Consider the following 19412-nt stretch of genomic DNA (forward strand, 5'->3'; position numbering starts at 1 on the left):
CGCCTAAGATTACCATCTTAAGCGGATTTATTCAGCAGCTCAGCCATACTTAATTGACTGGAGTTGCCTCTTCTCGTTTAGCGCGGTCTTTTTCAACACTTTTGTTGATCAAGCTTTGCTGCAAAATCGTAATCAAGTTGTTGACAATCCAGTACAGAACTAGACCTGCAGGGAAGAACAATAAGAATACGGTAAATACCACAGGCATAATGCGGAAGATTTTTGCCTGCATTGGATCTGTTGGCTGTGGGTTCAACATTTGTTGAACATACATGGTCACACCCATCAACAATGGCAAGATAAACCAAGGGTCCATTGCCGATAAGTCTTGAATCCAACCTAACCACGGTGCATGGCGTAACTCTACCGATTCCATCAATACCCAGTACAAGGCAAGGAAAATTGGCATTTGTAGTAACAATGGCAAACAACCTGACAGTGGATTCACTTGTTCACGTTTATAAAGTGCCATCATTTCTTGCGAGAAACGCATACGGTCTTCGCCAAATTCTTCTTTCATGCGCTGCATTTCTGGTGCAATCACACGCATTTTCGCCATAGAACGATAGCTCTTAGACGATAACGGCCAAAGAATCAGTTTGACAAGAACGGTTAATAAGATGATTGACCAACCCCAGTTGCCCACTAAACCATGGAAGAATTGCAAACCAATAAACAATAATTTTGCAATTGGCCATAACCAGCCATAATCCACAGTTTGGTTCAAACCTGTCGCCAAATCTTTCAATTCAGACTGAATTTTTGGACCAGAGTAGAAGGTCGCATCAACTTCTGCCACCGTACCTGCAGGGACATTAATGGTTGGCGAGGTAAAACCAATGATGTTCATTTCATCGCTAGATTTACGTGATTCCAACTTCGCTGCATACGGTTGACCATCGGCCTGCGTCAATTTTAACTGCCCTGGAACCCATGCACTCACGAAATAGTGCTGAACCACGGCCACCCAACCACCTGTTGCATCGACATTCAATTTTTCGTCATTAAAATTGTCAAATTTCAACTTGTTGTAGTGTTCTTCAGGTGTTCCCCATGCGCCGCCAAGGAAAGTACCCAAGGTAAAAATACCTTGATCTGACTTGCCTGGATCATCTGAATTATCACGTTTCAACTGACCAAACATCTGACCTTGCCAGTTTTGGCTGCTGCGGTTAATCACTTTGTGATTCACCAGCACAGGATATTCACCTTCAGTAAAACTAAAGGTTTTAATGATTTCTACACCATCGGCAGTTTTATATACCATTGGGACAGTTAAAGTTTTAACTGTTTCACCCGCTTTATTTTTGCTTTCTTTGGCATCGGCTAAGCTATAAGTCGATTTTTCAATTTCATAGCTTGGGCGGCCATTACGGCTACTGTCTGGACCATTCAGCCCGATTAACCCAGATTGCGCGACATAGGTGCGCTTAGCATCGCTTTCCAGCATGACGAAAGGATCGTCACTGTCTTTATTTTTGTCATGATTGAGTAATTCAACACGAACAATATCACCACCTTTCGGATTGATCCAAAGATGATAAAGGTCAGTTTGTACTGAAATAAGCTGCTGACTTACAGGTGCTGTGGCATCGGTTGTTTGCTGTGCAGGAATATTTGCTTGCGGTACATCAGAAGCTGCTGTAGCCGTTTGGGCATTCGGCAAATCTGCAGACACTTCATGTGAAACAACGGCAGTTTTTTGCTGCGGTGCTGTTTCAGCATTTCCATAATCTTTTTGCCACGCCAAAATGAGCAAATATGCGACGACAAACATGGCCCCGAGAATTGCAAACCTGGCCCATTGTTGCATATCTATTACCCCAAGTGGTTAGAGTGATTTTGGTTCAATAAACGATCACGAAAGGGTACAGTAATGTGATGCGTTTGAGAATCTATTTGCTGAAATGAAATAAAACGAATGACTTTTGGCGGCACCGGATCATAGCCCGAACCACCCCACGGATGACAACGACAAATACGTTTTGTAGCCAGCCACACACCACGTACAGCACCATGCGTATGGACTGCTTCCAAAGAATATTGAGAACATGTTGGAATATAGCGACAGCGTGGTCCCAATAAAGGACTAATCGCGATCTGATAGAAACGTATCAACCAATGCAGTAAAAGTACCATTGGCCATCTCTACTTTTGTGGGGAGGGAGCTATTTTTGAATGCTTTTTGGCGAGACGTTGTAACTTCTGCCAAGCAAATTGTAATTGCTGATGCAATTCCGCATTAGATACCGTATCTACCCCAACTTTGGGCATTACCACAATATCTAAGTCATTTAATTGCTGTTGGTGTAAGCGAAAACTTTCGCGAGCAAGTCGTTTTACTCGATTTCGTTCGTGTGCACGACGCACTTTCTTTTTTGCAACGACAAGACCCAAACGGCTATTCGGCAGTTCGGAATGTTTTGCAAGAAATAAGAAATGGGGTTGATGCACTTTAAAAAGCGCACCATCAAACACACCTTTATAATCGGCAGCACAGCGTAATCTCAACTCTGTGCTGAAGCCATAAAGTGTTGTCATAACACCCAAGAGTCGGTTCAGCGTGACTGTATTAAACAGTTAAGCTGTGACGACCTTTTGCACGACGGCGAGCCAATACTTGACGACCAGCTTTAGTAGCCATACGAGCACGGAAACCATGAACGCGCTTACGCTTTAATTCAGATGGTTGAAATGTACGTTTCATATCGAAACTCCAAAAATGATCTTTCTATAAAGGTCCGCGATTTTAGTGCTCATTGCTTGAGCTGTCAATGAAAAACACGGTTTCTTGCAAAATAAGCCTAAATTTTTCTTTTTAACAAGTTTTCGCTCAATTGACTGGTTGATCATACAAATTAAAGTACACACAAGATAAGTAATTGTTTATGCTTGACTAATAAGTTATTAACAGTATTATTCACATAATTATCCACAAGCTTATTCTGTTTAATTTTAAAATTTTCGGTTTTGAATTTAAATTTAAACTCAGATTGAATTATCCACAGTTGCAACGTTTCTTATAAATAAATTCAAATTTATAAATTTAAATTTATTACTACTAGGGACGCATTTTTCTGTTGAAAACCCACTTTTTCTTTTATAAAACAAAATCTTGAATTGTGGATATCTGTGTTTCTATAATTTTAATACTTTGTGGATAACTTTGTGCTATATTTTATCCACACCTTGCGGATAAACTTATCCACACCACGTTTTAAATTTAAATTCAGGTTTGATGATTCCTTTTTTGAGCAATTTTGCTGATTTTGTCATGACAGATGTGGATAACTTGGTTAGAATGGCGACCCGCTCAGGCGGTCGAGAGAAGTTTTAAATTTAAAAATGGATTAGATAGGGGTTTCACATGCTTTGGACGGACTGCTTAAATCGCTTGCGACAAGAGCTCTCTGGAAATGTCTTTACAATGTGGATTCGCCCATTGGTGGCAGAAGAAGTTGAAGATACATTAAAACTTTATGCGCCTAATCCTTATTGGACGCGTTACATTCAAGAACATCATCTGGAATTGATTACTATTTTGGCAGAGCAGTTGTCTGAGGGACGCGTGCGTAAGGTCGAAATTTTAGTCGATTCGCGTCCAGGTGCGATTTTATCGGCCAGTGAACAACCTGCTACCACCACTGCTGCGCTGGAATCTAGCCCTGCGCCTGTGGCCAAGCCTAAACGTGAAAAAGAAGAAAGTTCTGCAAAAAGCCGTAAACGCCAACTCAATCCGTTATTTACCTTTTCCTTATTTGTGGAAGGTCGTTCTAACCAAATGGCTGCGGAAACCTGTCGCAAGGTATTGACCCAATTGGGGGCTTCACAGCACAACCCATTATTTTTGTATGGTCCAACAGGTTTGGGTAAAACTCACTTGATGCAAGCGGTGGGCAATGCTTTGTTGCAAGCCAAACCGAATGCACGGGTGATGTACATGACTGCAGAAAGTTTTGTGCAGGATTTTGTTAGCTCCTTGCAGCAAGGCAAGGTTGAAGAATTTAAGAAAAACTGCCGTTCTTTAGATTTGTTATTGGTGGATGACATTCACTTATTGGCGGGTAAAGAAGCCAGTTTGGTCGAGTTTTTCTATACCTTTAACGCTTTATTGGATGAATCTAAACAAATTATTTTGACTTCAGACCGTTATCCAAAAGAATTAACCGAATTGGACGCACGTTTGGTGTCACGTTTTTCTTGGGGCTTATCAGTCGGGGTAGAACCGCCAGATATTGAAACCCGAATTGAAATTTTATTAAAGAAAGCAGAAAGCAGCGCCGTAGATTTACCACGCAACTGTGCTTTATTTATTGCCCAGCAAGTGGTGGCCAATGTGCGTGAACTGGAAGGTGCACTCAATAAAGTGGTGGCAATTTCCCGTTTTAAAGGCACACCTATTGATCTAGATGTGGTACGTGAATCTTTAAAAGATGTCTTGGCAATTCGCGCACGTACCATCAGCACCGAAAATATTCAGCGGGTGGTGAGTGAATATTTCCGCATTCCGCTCAAAGAATTGGTGGGGCCAAAACGTACCCGTATTTATGCGCGTCCACGTCAGTTGGCAATGGGCTTGGCACGTGAGCTGACAGGTGACAGTTTTCCAGAAATTGGGATGGCATTTGGTAGTCGCGATCACAGTACCGTAATGCATGCCTGTGAAAAAGTACAAAGCCTGCGTGAAGAAGATCCGATCTTTAACGAAGACTATAAAAACCTGCAACGATTGTTGCAAAGTTGACCGAATTTGCTCAAATTCTGTTCTTGCCATGCGGCAGCTTTTGCCGCATAGTACACTGCTAAAAAACCAATTTTATACTCCAATCTTCAGTTGTTAGAGGAATGCACCGTGCGTTTAAAAATCGCGAAAGAAAGCTTACTGAATGTTCTGTCACATGTCGTAGGAGCGGTTGAACGTCGCCATACCTTAAATATTTTATCCAATGTCAAAGTTCAGGTGACTGAGCAAGCCTTAACCATTACTGGTTCTGACTTAGAAGTGGAATTGGTTGCCAGTACGAATCTGACTGAAGGGGCATGTTTACAGGCAGGGGAAACTACAGTGCCTGCACGTAAACTGATGGATATTTGTAAATCTTTACCAAGCGCAGCTTTGATTGATTTGCAAATCACTGAAGATCAGCGCTGTATTTTAAAATCGGGCAATAGCCGCTTTGTATTAGGTACTTTGCCTGCGGAAGATTATCCATTATTGGCTACAGAAAATGCTCAAGGTACGCAAGTGACGGTTACTGAGCGTGAGCTGAAGCGTTTGTTTGAAAAAACTGCGTTTGCGATGGCAGTGCAGGATGTACGCTTTTATTTAACGGGTACTTTGTTAGAAATTGATGAAAACCAATTACGTGCTGTGACCACAGATGGTCACCGTTTGGCCTTGTGTGAAACAGCGGCATCTTCGACAGCTACTCAATTAATTCAAGCCATTGTGCCGCGTAAAGCTGTGGCTGAATTGCAGCGTTTGCTGAGCATTGAAGATGAACAACTGGCACTTTTAATTGGGCGTGAATTGCTGAATGTGACCATTCGCACCCCAAGCCGTGACAAAGAACAAGCAGAAATTACCGTGCGTTTTACCACTAAATTAATTGATGGTAAGTTCCCAGATTATCGCCGTGTGATTCCACGTGGTGGTGATAAAAACGTGCTGATCGCGCATGATGTATTTAAACAATCTTTACAGCGTGTGGCGATTTTAAGTAATGAAAAATTGCGTGGCGTATTCCTGAATTTTAGTGCGGACACCTTGCAATTACGTGCCAATAACCCAGAACAAGATGAAGCAATTGAAGATTTAGCGATTCAATATGCCGATTCGCCGTTAGAAATGTCATTTAACGCACAGTATTTATTGGACGTATTAGGGGCATTGGATGGCGATGATGTATCGATGACCATGACCGAAGCCAATCAATCGGTATTGGTACAAGATCCAGCACATCAAGATCAAACCTATGTTGTGATGCCAATGCGTGTTTAAGTGAGCGGTTTATTTCAAGATTAAATCTAGCTGAATCATGCATATTACGCGTTTACATATCGAGCGTGTTCGGAACTTAAAAGCGGTTGCACTTCATGAGTTGCAGCCGTTTAACGTCTTTTATGGGCAAAATGGTTCGGGTAAAACCTCGATTTTAGAAGCGATTCATTTATTGGCGACAGGGCGTTCTTTTCGCACCCATATTCCTAAAAATTACATTCAGAACAGTAGCCAAGATGCGATTGTATTTGCTCAGTCATTGACTGAAAAAATTGGCATGCAAAAAATGGCATCGGGTGAGCAGTTGATTAAGGTCAATGGCGACCCTGTTGCGACCCAAGGGCAATTGGCTAAAATTCTGCCTTTACAACATATTGATCCACTCAGTACCGATATTATTGACCATGGTGCAAAACCACGACGGCAACTGTTGGACTGGTTGATGTTCCACGTGGAACCAGAGTTTTATCACGCTTGGCAATATTATTCACGTGCCTTAAAACAACGTAATAGTTTGCTTAAATCACAGCGACATTTAAGTCTGTCGGACTTGGAACCGTGGAACAAAATGCTCAGTGATTATGGTGAGATTTTGCATCGGCAGCGTTTGGGAACGGTGGAACAATGGCAGCAATTTTTTGCACAAGATTTACAGTATTTATTGCCTGATTTACACATTAGTCTGGAATACAGCGCAGGCTTTCATACCGAAACAGGCTTGTTGAATGATCTGTGCAATTATCATCAAAAAGATGTGGAACGTCGCTATACCGAATATGGGCCACACCGCGCCGATTTACGCTTAAAAACCCCAATGGGTGATGCCGATGTGGTGCTGTCACGTGGGCAGAAAAAGCTATTGATTATGGCATTAAAACTGTCACAGATTGCAATGCTGCATGCGTCTAATAAGGAAACTGTGGTATTATTAGATGATCTGACAGCAGAATTAGATTTAAGCGCACAACAACGTTTAATTGAACGATTAAGCCAATTGGGTAGTCAAGTTTTTATTACCACTTTAGATCATCAATCCGTGCAACAACACTTACAAGCGTTGTCGATTCCTTATCGCTTATTTCAGGTCGATCACGGAACGGTGCAGGCTGTTGAGCAATAATTTTTTTATCTTTGGATAGACCTATTTTTCACTAGGGAGAAACCATGAGTTCAGAAGATCAATCTGTCTCTACTACAGAACAAACCAATGAAAAGGCTTATGATTCCTCTAGTATCAAAGTATTGCGTGGCCTAGATGCTGTTCGTAAACGCCCAGGCATGTATATCGGTGATACAGATGATGGTACAGGTTTGCATCACATGGTGTTCGAGGTAGTCGATAACGCTATTGATGAAGCTTTGGCGGGTCATTGTGATGAAATTTTGGTGACTATCCATGAAGATGAATCTGTCAGCGTATCTGACAATGGTCGTGGTATCCCAACCGATATTCACCCTGAAGAAGGTGTCTCTGCAGCAGAGGTCATTCTGACCATTCTGCACGCAGGTGGTAAGTTTGATGACAACAGTTATAAAGTGTCGGGCGGTTTGCACGGCGTTGGTGTGTCGGTGGTCAATGCTTTATCGAGTAAACTTGAATTAACGATTAAACGCGCGGGTCAAATTCACCAACAGGAATACCGCCATGGTGATCCACAATATCCTTTAAAAGTAGTGGGCGACACTGAGCAATCAGGTACGACTGTGCGTTTTTGGCCAAGTGCTGAAACCTTTAGCCAAACCATTTTTAATGTGGATATTTTGGCACGCCGATTGCGTGAATTGTCTTTCTTAAACGCGGGCGTGCGTATTGTATTGCGTGATGAACGTGTCAATTTAGAACATATTTTTGACTATGAAGGTGGTTTGTCTGAATTTGTGAAATATATTAATGCAGGCAAAACCCATCTGAATGAAATTTTCCATTTCACGACACAGGCTGAAAACGGAATTACCGTAGAAGTTGCTTTGCAGTGGAATGATTCCTATCAGGAAAACGTACGTTGCTTTACCAATAACATTCCACAAAAAGACGGTGGAACGCACTTGGCAGGCTTCCGTGCTGCGCTAACCCGTGGGTTAAACAACTACATGGAAAGCGAAAATATCCTGAAAAAAGAAAAAGTCGTGGTGTCGGGTGATGATGCACGTGAAGGTTTAACCGCGATTGTGTCGGTCAAAGTGCCAGATCCAAAATTCTCATCACAGACCAAAGAAAAATTGGTATCGAGTGAAGTGAAACCTGCTGTTGAGCAGGCCATGAATAAATCTTTCTCTGAATATTTATTGGAAAATCCACAAGCGGCAAAATCCATTGCGGGTAAAATTATTGATGCAGCGCGTGCCCGTGATGCGGCGCGTAAAGCCCGTGAAATGACGCGCCGCAAGAGTGCTTTGGATATTGCAGGTTTGCCTGGTAAATTGGCTGACTGTCAGGAAAAAGACCCTGCATTATCTGAATTATATCTAGTCGAGGGTGACTCTGCAGGTGGTTCGGCTAAACAAGGTCGTAACCGTAAAATGCAGGCAATTTTGCCACTGAAAGGTAAAATCCTGAACGTGGAACGTGCCCGTTTTGACAAGATGATTTCATCGGCAGAAGTAGGTACTTTAATTACCGCTTTGGGCTGTGGTATTGGTCGTGAAGAATATAACCCAGACAAACTGCGTTATCACAAAATCATCATCATGACCGATGCTGACGTAGATGGTTCACACATTCGTACCTTGCTATTGACCTTCTTCTTCCGTCAAATGCCAGAATTGGTTGAGCGTGGTCATATTTATATCGCACAGCCACCATTGTATAAGCTGAAAAAAGGCAAGCAGGAACAATACATCAAAGATAACGATGCTTTAGAAACCTATTTAATTTCTAATGCGATTGATGAATTGGAGCTGCATGTGAGTGCTGATGCACCTGCAATTCGTGGTGAGGCTTTAGCCAAAGTCATTGCTGATTATCAAACTTCACAAAAGAGTTTGAGCCGTTTAACGCTGCGTTATCCTGCAAGTCTGTTGGATGGTTTATTAGAATTAGATGCCTTTAAAATTGATCAAGCAGCAGATCAGGCGTATGTACAACAATGGGGCGAGCAATTACGTCAAAGCATTGAACGATTACAACCAAGTTTGCGTCCTGAATTAAGCATCGAACAGTTTGAAAAAGAAGATGCGGATGGTCAAAAATCTGCAACGTATTGGCCACGAATCACGGTATATGTGCACAACTTGCCACATACCTATTTGCTAGACACAGGTTTGCTGGGTTCAGCTGAATATGCACGTTTGCTGAAAAATTCAAAAAGCTGGTTTACGCTGCTTGAAGAAGGTGCGTATTTGGAAAAAGGCGAACGTAAAATTACGGTCAACAATTTCCATCAAGTGTGGCAACACATTTTGCAGGACTCGCGTCGCGGCATGATGATTCAGCGCTATAAAGGTTTGGGTGAGATGAATGCGGAACAACTTTGGGAAACCACGATGGACCCAGAAAACCGCAATATGTTGCAAGTCACCATTGATGATGCCATTGAAGCAGACCGCATGTTCTCTTGCTTAATGGGCGATGATGTAGAACCACGTCGTGCCTTTATTGAAGAAAATGCCTTAAATGCAGATATTGACGCTTAATTCGTCCAAATCATCCGCATAACCATAAGCACTCTACGGAGTGCTTTTTTATGTTTGGCTTTTGTTGTTGTCGTGATTCATCCAAATAACTTTTATAAAACTGACTTATTGTTCTGTCATGCTGAGCTACATTAAGCCAAAAATATAGGAGAATCATTAAGATGGATAATCAATTAGAACAAGCACGTGATGCATGGGTGAATGCTTTTTTTACTGGCAATGTGGAGCTGTTAGCACACTATGAAGATGAAGATTTTAAAGTCGTTTATACGGCAGAATCACGTGTGGAAAATCGTGAAACACGTTATGCCAACATTCAGCATGCAGTGAATAATGGTGTCTGGAAACCGATCAAACCGAATGTTGAATTAGAAGAATATGAGTTTGATCGTGAGCAGGTTAACTGTCGGATTCAAATTGGTTTGGCGGATGATCAAGGGTATATTCAAGAAATCTGGCGCTATATTCAGGGCTGGAAAATACAAGAATTATGTATTAGCAAAGCAAAAATTACTGCCGAGTAGCAGCGATTTTCTGTGAATCACTGAGATTCAATGACTCAAAATAACCATGAAAGAATGGATTGATTTGGCTTTAATTAGAGTTTTGAATTTAAAATAACAGTTAGTTTGAGTTGTGGATAACTAAGTTTTTGCTTTTAAATTTAAATTTAAATTGTAGATTTTGAATTTAAAAATCACACTGAGTTTTAAATTCAAAACTTCTTGCTTGGTAGCTATGCTGTCTTACTTTTATTCAGGGTGGGGGTGTCATACAATTATGCTGTGGTGCAAGATTGATAAGTAAAAATAAACAAACGCAGAGAGTGACTTAAATTTCTTTGCGTGGTTATTGTGAAGATAAACTAAAGATTAAAACTATTACGAATGTGTCTTATAAGTATGGAACATACACAATGCATATTCTACGAAATATGATGAGATTTAACCCTATTTAGCATAGCGTTAAAATCTCATCGGTATGGCTATTCAAAGCTACTTTCGAGTTCTTCCAATTCCATCATCAATTCAAGCATTTGTTCTTCTGCCTGTGCCAATTTTGTTTTCAGATCATTTTGCTCATTCATGAGTTTGAGCAAATCATCTTTACGGTTGGCATCGTAAAGGGCAGGATCTGCCAGTTCGGTTTCAATTTCAGTCAGACGCGGTTGAATTTTTTCAATTTGCGCTTCGTATTTTTCAATATTTTTACGAATAGGGCGAGTTTGTTCACGGCGTTGTGCTGCCAGTTTGCGTTGAGCTTCTTTATCTACTTTGACTAGGTTAGTCTTGTTCTCAACCACTGGACTTGGATTGGATGGAGCTGTGTTGGATGTACCTTGCTTAAGCATGTCTGCACGAGCTTGGCGTAACCATTGGGCATAATCTTGTAAATCGCCTTCAAATTCTGTGCATTGTCCTGCATGAACCAAGAGTAAGTCATCGCAGACACTGGCAATTAATTGACGTTCGTGTGACACCAATACCACTGCACCTTCATAATCCTGTAATGCCATGGTTAAGGCATGTCGCATATCTAAGTCTAAATGGTTGGTCGGTTCGTCCAGAATCAGTACGTTAGGACGTTGCCAGACAATTAAAGCCAAAGCCAAACGTGCACGTTCACCTCCTGAAAAACTTTCACAAGGCGTGTCCATACGTTCGCCACTAAAACCAAAACTGCCTAAAAAGGCGCGTAAAGTGGCTTCGCTGATTTTTTTATCGGCAATGCGTGCCAGTTGTAGCATCGGGCTGGCGCTATCATCCAAAGCATCCATTTGATGCTGTGCAAAATAGCCAATATTGAGTAATTCTGAGGCTTTGCGAGTACCTGCCAATAACGCCAATTCACCCACTAAGGATTTAATTAAGGTCGATTTACCTGCGCCGTTCATCCCCAATAAACCAATACGACTGGTCGGGGTAATTTGTAGGTTAATTTTGCTGGCAATCACTTTGTCTGCATAACCAATGCTGACTTGTTCCAAGGTCAGTAAGGGTGAGCTCATTTTGGTCGGTTCACGGAAACTAAAGGTAAATGGTGTATCTACATGCGCAGGGGCAAGCAATTGCATGCGTTCCAATTGCTTGATACGGCTTTGTGCCTGCCGTGCTTTGGTGGCTTTGGCTTTAAAACGATCAATATATTTTTGTAAATGTGCACGGGTTTCTAATTGTTTTTCATACGCTTGTTGATGTTGTGCCAAGCGTTCACTGCGTGTGGTTTCAAAGGTTGAATAATTGCCTGTATATAAAGTCAGTTCACTATTTTCAATATGTAAAATATGATCGGTAATGGCATCTAAAAAATCACGGTCATGGGAAATCAGCACCAAAGTTCCCGCATAGGCTTTAAGCCAGTCTTCTAACCATAAAATTGCATCTAAGTCTAAGTGGTTGGTTGGTTCGTCCAGTAATAATAATTCGGAGCGACTCATTAAGGTACGCGCCAAATTTAAACGCATGCGCCATCCACCAGAAAAACTACTGACCGCCAAGCTGTTTTGATGTTCCATAAAACCTAAACCTGCCATCAGTTGTGCGGCTTTGGCGGGTGCGGTATAGCCATGAATTTCATCAAAACGACCATGCAAATGTGCAAGTTGGTCATTATTTAATTGTTCAGGATGTTGCAGTTGTTGTTGAATGTTCCAGTATTCTTCATCACCCGACAGCACAAAATCAATCGCAGGCAAATCCAATGCTTTAACTTCCTGTGCCATGTGCGCCACAGTCCAGCCTTGCGGACGGCTCAACGTACCTTCGTCTGGGGTTAAACTACCTAAAAGCGCAGCAAATAAACTGGATTTTCCTGCACCATTGACACCTGTAAGACCGACTTTCCAGCCTGGATGGATTTGCATAGACGCTTTTTGAAATAAAACACGTCCACCGCGGCGTAAAGAAACTTGGTCAAGTTGAATCATGGTGTTTACTGGTCACAACAAAAGTTGGGCATATTCTAATGGAAGCCCACCAGAAAACAAAAATAAGCCCAGTTTTATTTGTGATTTGCGAAAAATCTCTCTTGTGATGTTTAAAAATTATGATCTAACAACAGGCTTTTTTTATGACTTTGTAAACAAGCACAAAATACGTGCATGTTGGAAATGATCTTTATTTTGATCTAAATCTATAAAATATAAGTGAATTATGAAATAAAAATGATCGCTTAAATAAGGCAGTATAAGGTTTTGGCAGAATTGACAGATGAAATTCGAGTAAATGCTCTATTTTTTTAATTTGAACTTGCTTAATATTTGTTTCGTGTACGGACACTCAAAAATAAAAAAATCTGTAGAAGGATCGAAACAATGAAAAAAATATGGGTCAGCGCAACATTGACAGCATTCGCAGCGATCGGTTTCAGTGCTCAGGCGCAAGCAGCAAAAGTAGATGTATGTGTCTTTGACTTACTGGGTAAGTCAGGTGAATCTTTTCAGATGGCACAAGAGTGGGCGCTAGCAGCAAAAGGCTGGGGTGCAGAAGTCAATTTAATTCCACGTCAGGATGAAGCTGTCGCAGACAATGATTTTAAAGCAGGCAAATGTGATGGGGTATTTATGACCGCCATGCGTGCTCGCCAATACAATAAATTTGCAGGCTCGATTGATGCTTTAGGTGGTGCGCCAAGTAATGCGATTGCACAACGTGCCATCAGCTTTGCTTTAGATCAACGTAATGCAGCGAAAATGGTTACCAATTTAGGTGGCAAGAAATATGAAGTTGCGGGTATTTCACCTTTAGGTTCGGCCTTTATTTTTGTGCGCGACAAGAACATCAGCTCGATTGAAAAAGCAGCAGGGAAAAAGTTTGCGGTATTGGGCTATGACGATGCACAAAAAATTATGGTGCAGCGTGTAGGCGCGCAAGCCGTCATTTCTGATGTATCTAACTTTGTGGCGAAGTTTAACAATAGTCAGGTCGATATGGTCGGTGCGCCTGCCTATGCGTACAAACCTTTAGAAATCTACAAAGGTTTAGGCAATAACGGGGCAATGTTTAATTTCCCTGTATTACAAGTGACCGCAGACTTTGTGATTCGTCCTGAACAATTCCCTGCGGGCTTTGGGCAAAAATCACGAGATTGGTTTGTAAAAAATCTGCCTAAAGCGATGAGTATGATTAATCGTTTGGAAGGTGAGATTCCAGCCAAATATAAAATGAACTTGAGCGCAGAAGATAAAACCAAATATCAAAAAATGCTGCGTGATGGACGTATGGATATGACCAAACGCGGCATTTATGACCCTGCCATGATGAGTGTGTTAAAACGCGCTCGTTGTTCTGTCGAAAAAACCAATTTTGAATGTTCACTAGGTGGTGAATAGATTGATTTTTAATAAAAAAGCCTAGATCTCTAGGTTTTTTATAATGAAAGATTCGTCAATTGAGCCATATCAGCCAAAAAATCAAAATTCGCTAATCTGAGCTTGATAAAAGAACAGTGATACTAAATTGAAGGTTTGGATCAACTGTGCGCAGAAAAACAAAAAATGGAAGGAACTAGAAATGAAACAATGGACGCAAGCTTTATTATTTGGCGCAGGCTTATCTTTAGTCGCTAGTGCAGCGCAGGCCAAACAAGTGGTCTGTGTATTCGATTTGGTCGGTAAAAACGGTGATGTCTATAACTTAATGCAAGACTATCAATTGGCGGCCAAAAACTGGGGTGCAGAGATTGAGTTACGCGTAGGTCAAAACGAAGGCGTGATTGCAGAAGATTTTAAAGCAGGAAAATGTGATGGTATTAGTGTGACGGGCATGCGTGGTCGTCAATTTAACCATTTTACAGGCTCATTGGATGCAATTGGCGCGATTCCAGATTTAAAACTGGCAGTCAAAGTCATGCAAGGTTTGGCAAGTCCTGCTTTCGCCAAATATATGCGCAATGGTCAGTATGAAGTTGCAGGTGTCATTCCTGTGGGCGATGCCTTTTTGATGGTGAATGACCGCAGTATTAATAGTGTCGCCAAAGCCGCGGGGAAAAAAATTGCTGTTTTAGATTATGACCAAGCGCAAAAAATTATGGTACAGCAAATTGGTGCGCAAGCAGTAAGTGCCGATGTCACCAATTTTGGCAGTAAATTTAACAATGGTCAGGTCGATATTATTGGTGCGCCTGCTGCAGTATTCCGTCCTTTGGAACTACATAAAGGCTTAGGCACTAAAGGCGCGATTGTGAATTATCCAATTTTACAGGTCACGGGCAATATCATTATCCGCCCAGATAAATTCCCTGCAGGTTTTGGGCAAAAATCACGTGAATGGGTGAAAGGGCAGTTACCACGTGCCTTTGGTATTTTAGGCAAAATGAAAGCCGATATTCCTGCAAAATATTGGATGCAAGTGCCTGCAGCAGATCAACCGGGTTATCAAAAAATGATGCGTGAATCGCGGATTGATTTAACTAAACGTGGTGTTTATGACAAACGCATGATGAAATTATTGTGGCAATTCCGCTGTAAAGAAGCGCCAACCAATTTTGAATGTGGCTTGCAGGACGAAAATTACAAATAATTGGAGAATCTTGAGGTAATTACTCAGAATTCACTTTAATTCTGCATCACCGTCCCAATATTGAGTATGCTATACTTGATAAGTGGTCTTTTTGCAGAAAAGACATCTGAATTGTACCTGAGGAAAATCCATCATGAATGCCCAAGCACTTGAGCTCACCGACAACGCTGCTAAAAAAGTTCGCCAATTGCGTGACAGTGAAGGTAATCAAGACTTAATGCTACGTGTATATGTGACAGGTGGCGGTTGTTCAGGATTTTCTTATGGCTTTAACTTTGCGGAAAGCCAAAATGAAGATGATGCAGAATTTGTGAATGGCGATGTAAAAATGCTGGTCGATTCACTCAGCTATCAATATTTAGTTGGCTCGGTAGTGGACTATATTGAAGGCTTGGAAGGTTCGCGTTTTGTGGTACAAAACCCGAATGCAACCACGACTTGTGGTTGTGGTTCTTCATTCTCAATCTAAGTATGATTTAAATATTTTTGAGTATCAGCATCTGAAAAAGTAGATTGATGCACTCAAAATGATCAAAGCCTTTCCTATATAGAAGAGGAAAGGCTTTTTTGTTGCTACTGATCTGGTTTAAAAGTGCATCCTTAAACCAAAGTCATGGTACCTAAAATGCGATCACCTTTAGCCCCTGTGACCGCAGGTAAATTGCCACTTAATTGCTGACAAAAACGCATTGCCAACCAAGCAAAGGCGGTGGCTTCGACCCATGTTGGGTTTAGCCCTAAATCGGCTGTACTTTGTACAGTCCATTGATGTTTGCGCAAACGCCAGCGCAATTGCTCTAGCAAATAAGAATTATAGGCACCACCGCCACAGACATAGACTTCACCTGTATCCATGCCTGAACGATAAATGGCTTTTTTAATCGCGCGGGTGGTGAGCTTTAATAAAGTCGCTTGAATATTTTCAGGATTATCTTCCAGCTCGTCATATTCCACATCATTGCGCCAATCGGCAACCTGTTCATCTAGCCATTCCAAGTTAAAGTCTTCGCGCCCTGTACTTTTGGGTGGTTCTTTAGAGAAAAAAGCATGGGCTTGTAAACGATCTAACAAGCTGCGAATCGGATGTCCATACGCAGCCCAATTGCCATTTTCATCATAAGGTTGTCCTGTGTAACGCTCACACCAAGCATCCATTAAAATATTGGCAGGCCCTGTATCAAAACCCGATACTGCTTCGGGCTGTCCTGCAGGCAACAAACTGACATTGGCAATGCCGCCTAAATTTAAAATTACCCGATGAATACTCGGATGTTGGAATAAGTTTTGATGGAAAGCGGGCACTAACGGTGCGCCTTGTCCGCCTGCAGCCATGTCACGACGACGAAAATCTGAAATTACAGGAATTTGGGTGATTTCGGTGATGATGTTCGGATCACCAATTTGTAAAGTAAAAGCATGTTCAGGACGATGACGAATGGTCTGGCCATGCGAACCAATCGCTTTAATTTGAGATTTATCCAGTTTATTTTTTTCAATCAGGCTGTTAATACCATGTCCAATCATGGTGGCTAAAGCCACATCTGCTTTGCCCATGCGGTCAATTTCATTGTCACCTGGCAAAGTCAGTGCCATGAGTTCGTCACGTAAATCGGGATCAAACGGCAAAGTCAGGGTCGCGTGGAGTTGCAGTGGATCAAAAGAAGCAGCAACAAGATCGACACCATCCATACTTGTGCCCGTCATTACCCCAATATAGATCGCTGTCATGGTTATTCTATAGCCTGCAATATGCTGAAAAAGTGTTAGTATATCGCACAAATTGAATAACTGATGTGTTTGGATTTCGTGATGTCAAATTTCCTGCCGGCTGAAGAACAACTTGCCCTCATTCAACGAGGCACGCATGAAATTATTTCTGAAGAAGATCTTCTAAAGAAATTAAAAGAGAATCGTCCTTTAAAAATTAAGGCGGGGTTTGACCCGACTGCACCTGATTTACACTTGGGGCATACGGTATTAATCAATAAATTAAAAGTATTCCAAGACTTAGGTCACGAAGTATTTTTCTTGATTGGCGATTACACTGCCATGATTGGTGACCCAACAGGTAAAAGTGCTACACGTCCGCCGTTGTCACGTGAAAAAGTCTTGGAAAATGCCAAAACGTATCAGGAACAAGTTTTTAAAATTCTTGATCCAAATAAAACCAAAGTGGTGTTTAACTCTGAATGGTTTGCAACAAAAACTGCAGCAGACTTAATTCAGTTGGCATCGCAGCAAACCGTAGCGCGTATGTTGGAACGTGATGACTTCACCAAGCGTTATAACAACCAGCAACCGATTGCGATTCACGAATTTTTGTATCCGTTGGTACAAGGTTATGACTCGGTGGCATTACAAGCCGATGTAGAATTGGGCGGTACAGACCAGACCTTTAACTTGTTGATGGGACGTACCTTGCAAGGTCGTTATGATCAGGAAGCGCAAGTTTGTATTACTGTGCCAATTCTTGAAGGCTTAGATGGCGTGAATAAAATGTCTAAATCTTTAGGCAACTATATTGGCGTATTTGATGCACCGGGTGCGATGTATCAAAAAGTCTTGTCGATGCCTGATAGTCTGATTGAGCGCTATTTTGAGTTACTCAGCTTCAAGTCGATGGATGAAATTGAAATTTTGCTTAAAGAAATGGCAGAAGGTCGTAATCCGCAAGAAATCAAAAAGATTTTGGCACTCGAATTGGTTGAGCGTTTCCACGGCAGCGAAGCCGCAGCCAATGCCCATAAAGGTGCGGGTAATATTATTACCGAAGGTGAATTACCTGAAGGTACGCCAGAAGTAACAATTTCACGTGCTGAATTTGGTGGTGAATTATTTATTGCTTCTATTGTACGTGCTGCAGGTTTAACTAAAAATGCTGCACAAGCCAAAGATGCTGTGGCACGTGGCGCAGTAAAAGTGGATTGGAATGTGGTCGACGCAGGTTTCTCGGTCAAAGAAAACGCAACACACATTATTCAGGCGGGCAAAAAAGCCATTGCCAAAGTCACATTTACGGACTAGGTCCATTCTAAGTGATTGAAATAAAAGCAGGCTTCGGTCTGCTTTTATTTTCTGTTTGGTATATTAATTATATGAATAAGTAAATTCAAAAAAAACCTTATAAAAACAACACTTAAATTTTGCCAAGTAGCTTGCATTTTTGCTCAGTTATGTATAAGATTTACCCATCTAGACACAGTGTACAAAACAGATCTAGAGGGTACTTATAACTATAGCTCCACAATTTACAAGTCCCTTCCCCAAGGGACTCTTTTTTTCGTATAACTATAATAATGATATATGGATCGCATATAGATTCAACTCCGAGGGAGAGATTTTGGGAGAGATCTCTTTCTTTTTTTTGCCTCTAGTTTTGTTGTGGTTTATATCTAAAGGTAAAATGTAAGATTACTTCTCTTTGTTTTATAAAAATTTTCTTAAAACTTTAAGACCTAAATTCAAAATTCAAAGCTAAAGCTACTTTTATACGGCAAAACCTCTTGTAGGTAGTGCATGTGGATGGCGCGATCTAAACTTGTTGAATAGAGGAGTAGACTCATTCGACTTGAAATCAATAATGTAAATGCTGAACACCAACTTTTAATCAACGGACAAGACCTCCACACTGATATGAAATCAATGATAGGTACGCCGTATGTAGGAATATGATTCTGGATAATGCAAAAGCATTTTTAACTGAGATGTAAAATTTTTTTAGATATCATAAGACAAAAAGAATTGTATACATTGGCAATCGTTGATTACAGCCTGCAAAACTTGACCGATTTGAGCCCATAAAAGTATGGATAAAAAAGCCCTCTTTACTTTGTAGATGTGAGTTTTTATTTAAATTTGATGAAAAAATAGCTAAAAAATTAAAAAACCAAGTATTTTTGTAGAAAAAAAATACATACGTGAAAAATATCCTAATTTGGGGCTTGCAAAGATTTTGAAATCCCCTAGAATGCACACATCCCGACGCGAAACAGCCTACAAACTTAGCTCACAGGGTTAAGTTGTAGAGAATTTTTTGCGTTAAAATTTCTACTGACGAGGTAGAAGTTGAGATCATTAAGAGATTATGAAGAACAACTTGTGTGGATTTTTACTGATTGATCGATCGAACATATTTCATTGATTGATTGGTTTAAATTACTCGAAGTTTATTTGAGCGAAATTTAAGTCAGAAAATTGATGAGCCAGATTTGGAAGTTTAGATTAAAACTTCAAAATGATTTTAACTGAAGAGTTTGATC

15 protein-coding genes are annotated in these 19412 nt (G+C 41.1%); 9 read left to right on the forward strand and 6 right to left on the reverse strand.

Features of this window, described 5'->3' with window-relative positions; all coding sequences use genetic code 11:
- Positions 1–49: 49 nt before the first annotated feature.
- From yidC to rpmH, 4 genes are read right to left on the reverse strand one after another with little or no spacing between them, the layout of a single operon-like run.
- On the reverse strand, positions 50–1813 hold the full coding sequence (yidC, locus tag FTT78_RS12145; RefSeq protein ID WP_004969769.1) for a membrane protein insertase YidC: 1764 nt from the start codon (positions 1811–1813) through the stop codon (positions 50–52).
- 5 nt (positions 1814–1818) lie between these two features.
- Positions 1819–2139: a membrane protein insertion efficiency factor YidD gene (gene yidD, locus FTT78_RS12150; protein WP_004969767.1), complete on the reverse strand. Its 321-nt coding sequence runs from the start codon at positions 2137–2139 to the stop codon at positions 1819–1821.
- 9 nt (positions 2140–2148) lie between these two features.
- On the reverse strand, positions 2149–2541 hold the full coding sequence (gene rnpA, locus FTT78_RS12155) for a ribonuclease P protein component (RefSeq protein ID WP_004969764.1): 393 nt from the start codon (positions 2539–2541) through the stop codon (positions 2149–2151).
- A 31-nt stretch (positions 2542–2572) separates the two neighbouring features.
- Entirely contained in the window at positions 2573–2707 is a 135-nt protein-coding gene (gene rpmH / locus FTT78_RS12160; protein WP_000831329.1) for a 50S ribosomal protein L34, read from the reverse strand.
- A 660-nt stretch (positions 2708–3367) separates the two neighbouring features.
- Between rpmH and dnaA the strand changes: the two genes are divergently transcribed.
- The 5 genes from dnaA to FTT78_RS12185 all read left to right on the forward strand — a co-directional run bounded on the left by dnaA (position 3368) and on the right by FTT78_RS12185 (position 10158).
- The gene (dnaA, locus tag FTT78_RS12165; RefSeq protein ID WP_180044406.1) at positions 3368–4744 is read left to right on the forward strand and encodes a chromosomal replication initiator protein DnaA; all 1377 of its coding nucleotides are present in this window, start codon (positions 3368–3370) and stop codon (positions 4742–4744) included.
- Positions 4745–4852: 108 nt separating this feature from the next.
- The gene (dnaN, locus tag FTT78_RS12170) at positions 4853–6001 is read left to right on the forward strand and encodes a DNA polymerase III subunit beta (protein WP_004969759.1); all 1149 of its coding nucleotides are present in this window, start codon (positions 4853–4855) and stop codon (positions 5999–6001) included.
- 37 nt (positions 6002–6038) lie between these two features.
- Positions 6039–7121: a DNA replication/repair protein RecF gene (gene recF, locus FTT78_RS12175; RefSeq protein ID WP_004969757.1), complete on the forward strand. Its 1083-nt coding sequence runs from the start codon at positions 6039–6041 to the stop codon at positions 7119–7121.
- Positions 7122–7165: 44 nt separating this feature from the next.
- Complete coding sequence (gene gyrB / locus FTT78_RS12180) at positions 7166–9634, forward strand: DNA topoisomerase (ATP-hydrolyzing) subunit B (RefSeq protein WP_004969755.1); 2469 nt, start codon at positions 7166–7168, stop codon at positions 9632–9634.
- A gap of 161 nt (positions 9635–9795) precedes the next feature.
- A complete protein-coding gene (locus FTT78_RS12185; RefSeq protein WP_004969754.1) occupies positions 9796–10158 on the forward strand; it encodes a hypothetical protein in 363 nt (120 codons plus the stop codon).
- Between the two features lie 461 nt (positions 10159–10619).
- On the opposite strand, the gene FTT78_RS12190 is transcribed toward FTT78_RS12185, so the two are convergent.
- Positions 10620–12560 carry an ATP-binding cassette domain-containing protein gene (locus FTT78_RS12190; RefSeq protein ID WP_104852778.1) on the reverse strand — a complete coding sequence of 647 codons (1941 nt, stop codon included), beginning with the start codon at positions 12558–12560 and terminating at the stop codon, positions 10620–10622.
- Positions 12561–12947: 387 nt separating this feature from the next.
- Here FTT78_RS12190 and FTT78_RS12195 point away from each other — a divergent pair, with 387 nt between their 5' ends.
- The 3 genes from FTT78_RS12195 (at position 12948) to erpA (ending at position 15622) form a co-directional block, all read left to right on the forward strand.
- The gene (locus FTT78_RS12195; protein ID WP_180044408.1) at positions 12948–13964 is read left to right on the forward strand and encodes a putative solute-binding protein; all 1017 of its coding nucleotides are present in this window, start codon (positions 12948–12950) and stop codon (positions 13962–13964) included.
- Positions 13965–14145: 181 nt separating this feature from the next.
- On the forward strand, positions 14146–15153 hold the full coding sequence (locus tag FTT78_RS12200) for a putative solute-binding protein (RefSeq protein WP_104852777.1): 1008 nt from the start codon (positions 14146–14148) through the stop codon (positions 15151–15153).
- A 133-nt stretch (positions 15154–15286) separates the two neighbouring features.
- On the forward strand, positions 15287–15622 hold the full coding sequence (erpA, locus tag FTT78_RS12205; RefSeq protein WP_004969742.1) for an iron-sulfur cluster insertion protein ErpA: 336 nt from the start codon (positions 15287–15289) through the stop codon (positions 15620–15622).
- 131 nt (positions 15623–15753) lie between these two features.
- Here erpA and FTT78_RS12210 read toward each other — a convergent pair whose 3' ends face one another.
- Positions 15754–16881, reverse strand: coding sequence for an anhydro-N-acetylmuramic acid kinase (locus FTT78_RS12210; RefSeq protein ID WP_004969740.1), 1128 nt, complete (start codon positions 16879–16881; stop codon positions 15754–15756).
- Between the two features lie 63 nt (positions 16882–16944).
- Between FTT78_RS12210 and tyrS the strand changes: the two genes are divergently transcribed.
- Positions 16945–18177, forward strand: coding sequence for a tyrosine--tRNA ligase (gene tyrS / locus FTT78_RS12215; RefSeq protein ID WP_162495524.1), 1233 nt, complete (start codon positions 16945–16947; stop codon positions 18175–18177).
- Positions 18178–19412: the final 1235 nt, after the last annotated feature.

Source organism: Acinetobacter sp. YH01011 (assembly GCF_013420785.1).
Classification (GTDB): Bacteria; Pseudomonadota; Gammaproteobacteria; order Pseudomonadales; family Moraxellaceae; genus Acinetobacter; species Acinetobacter towneri.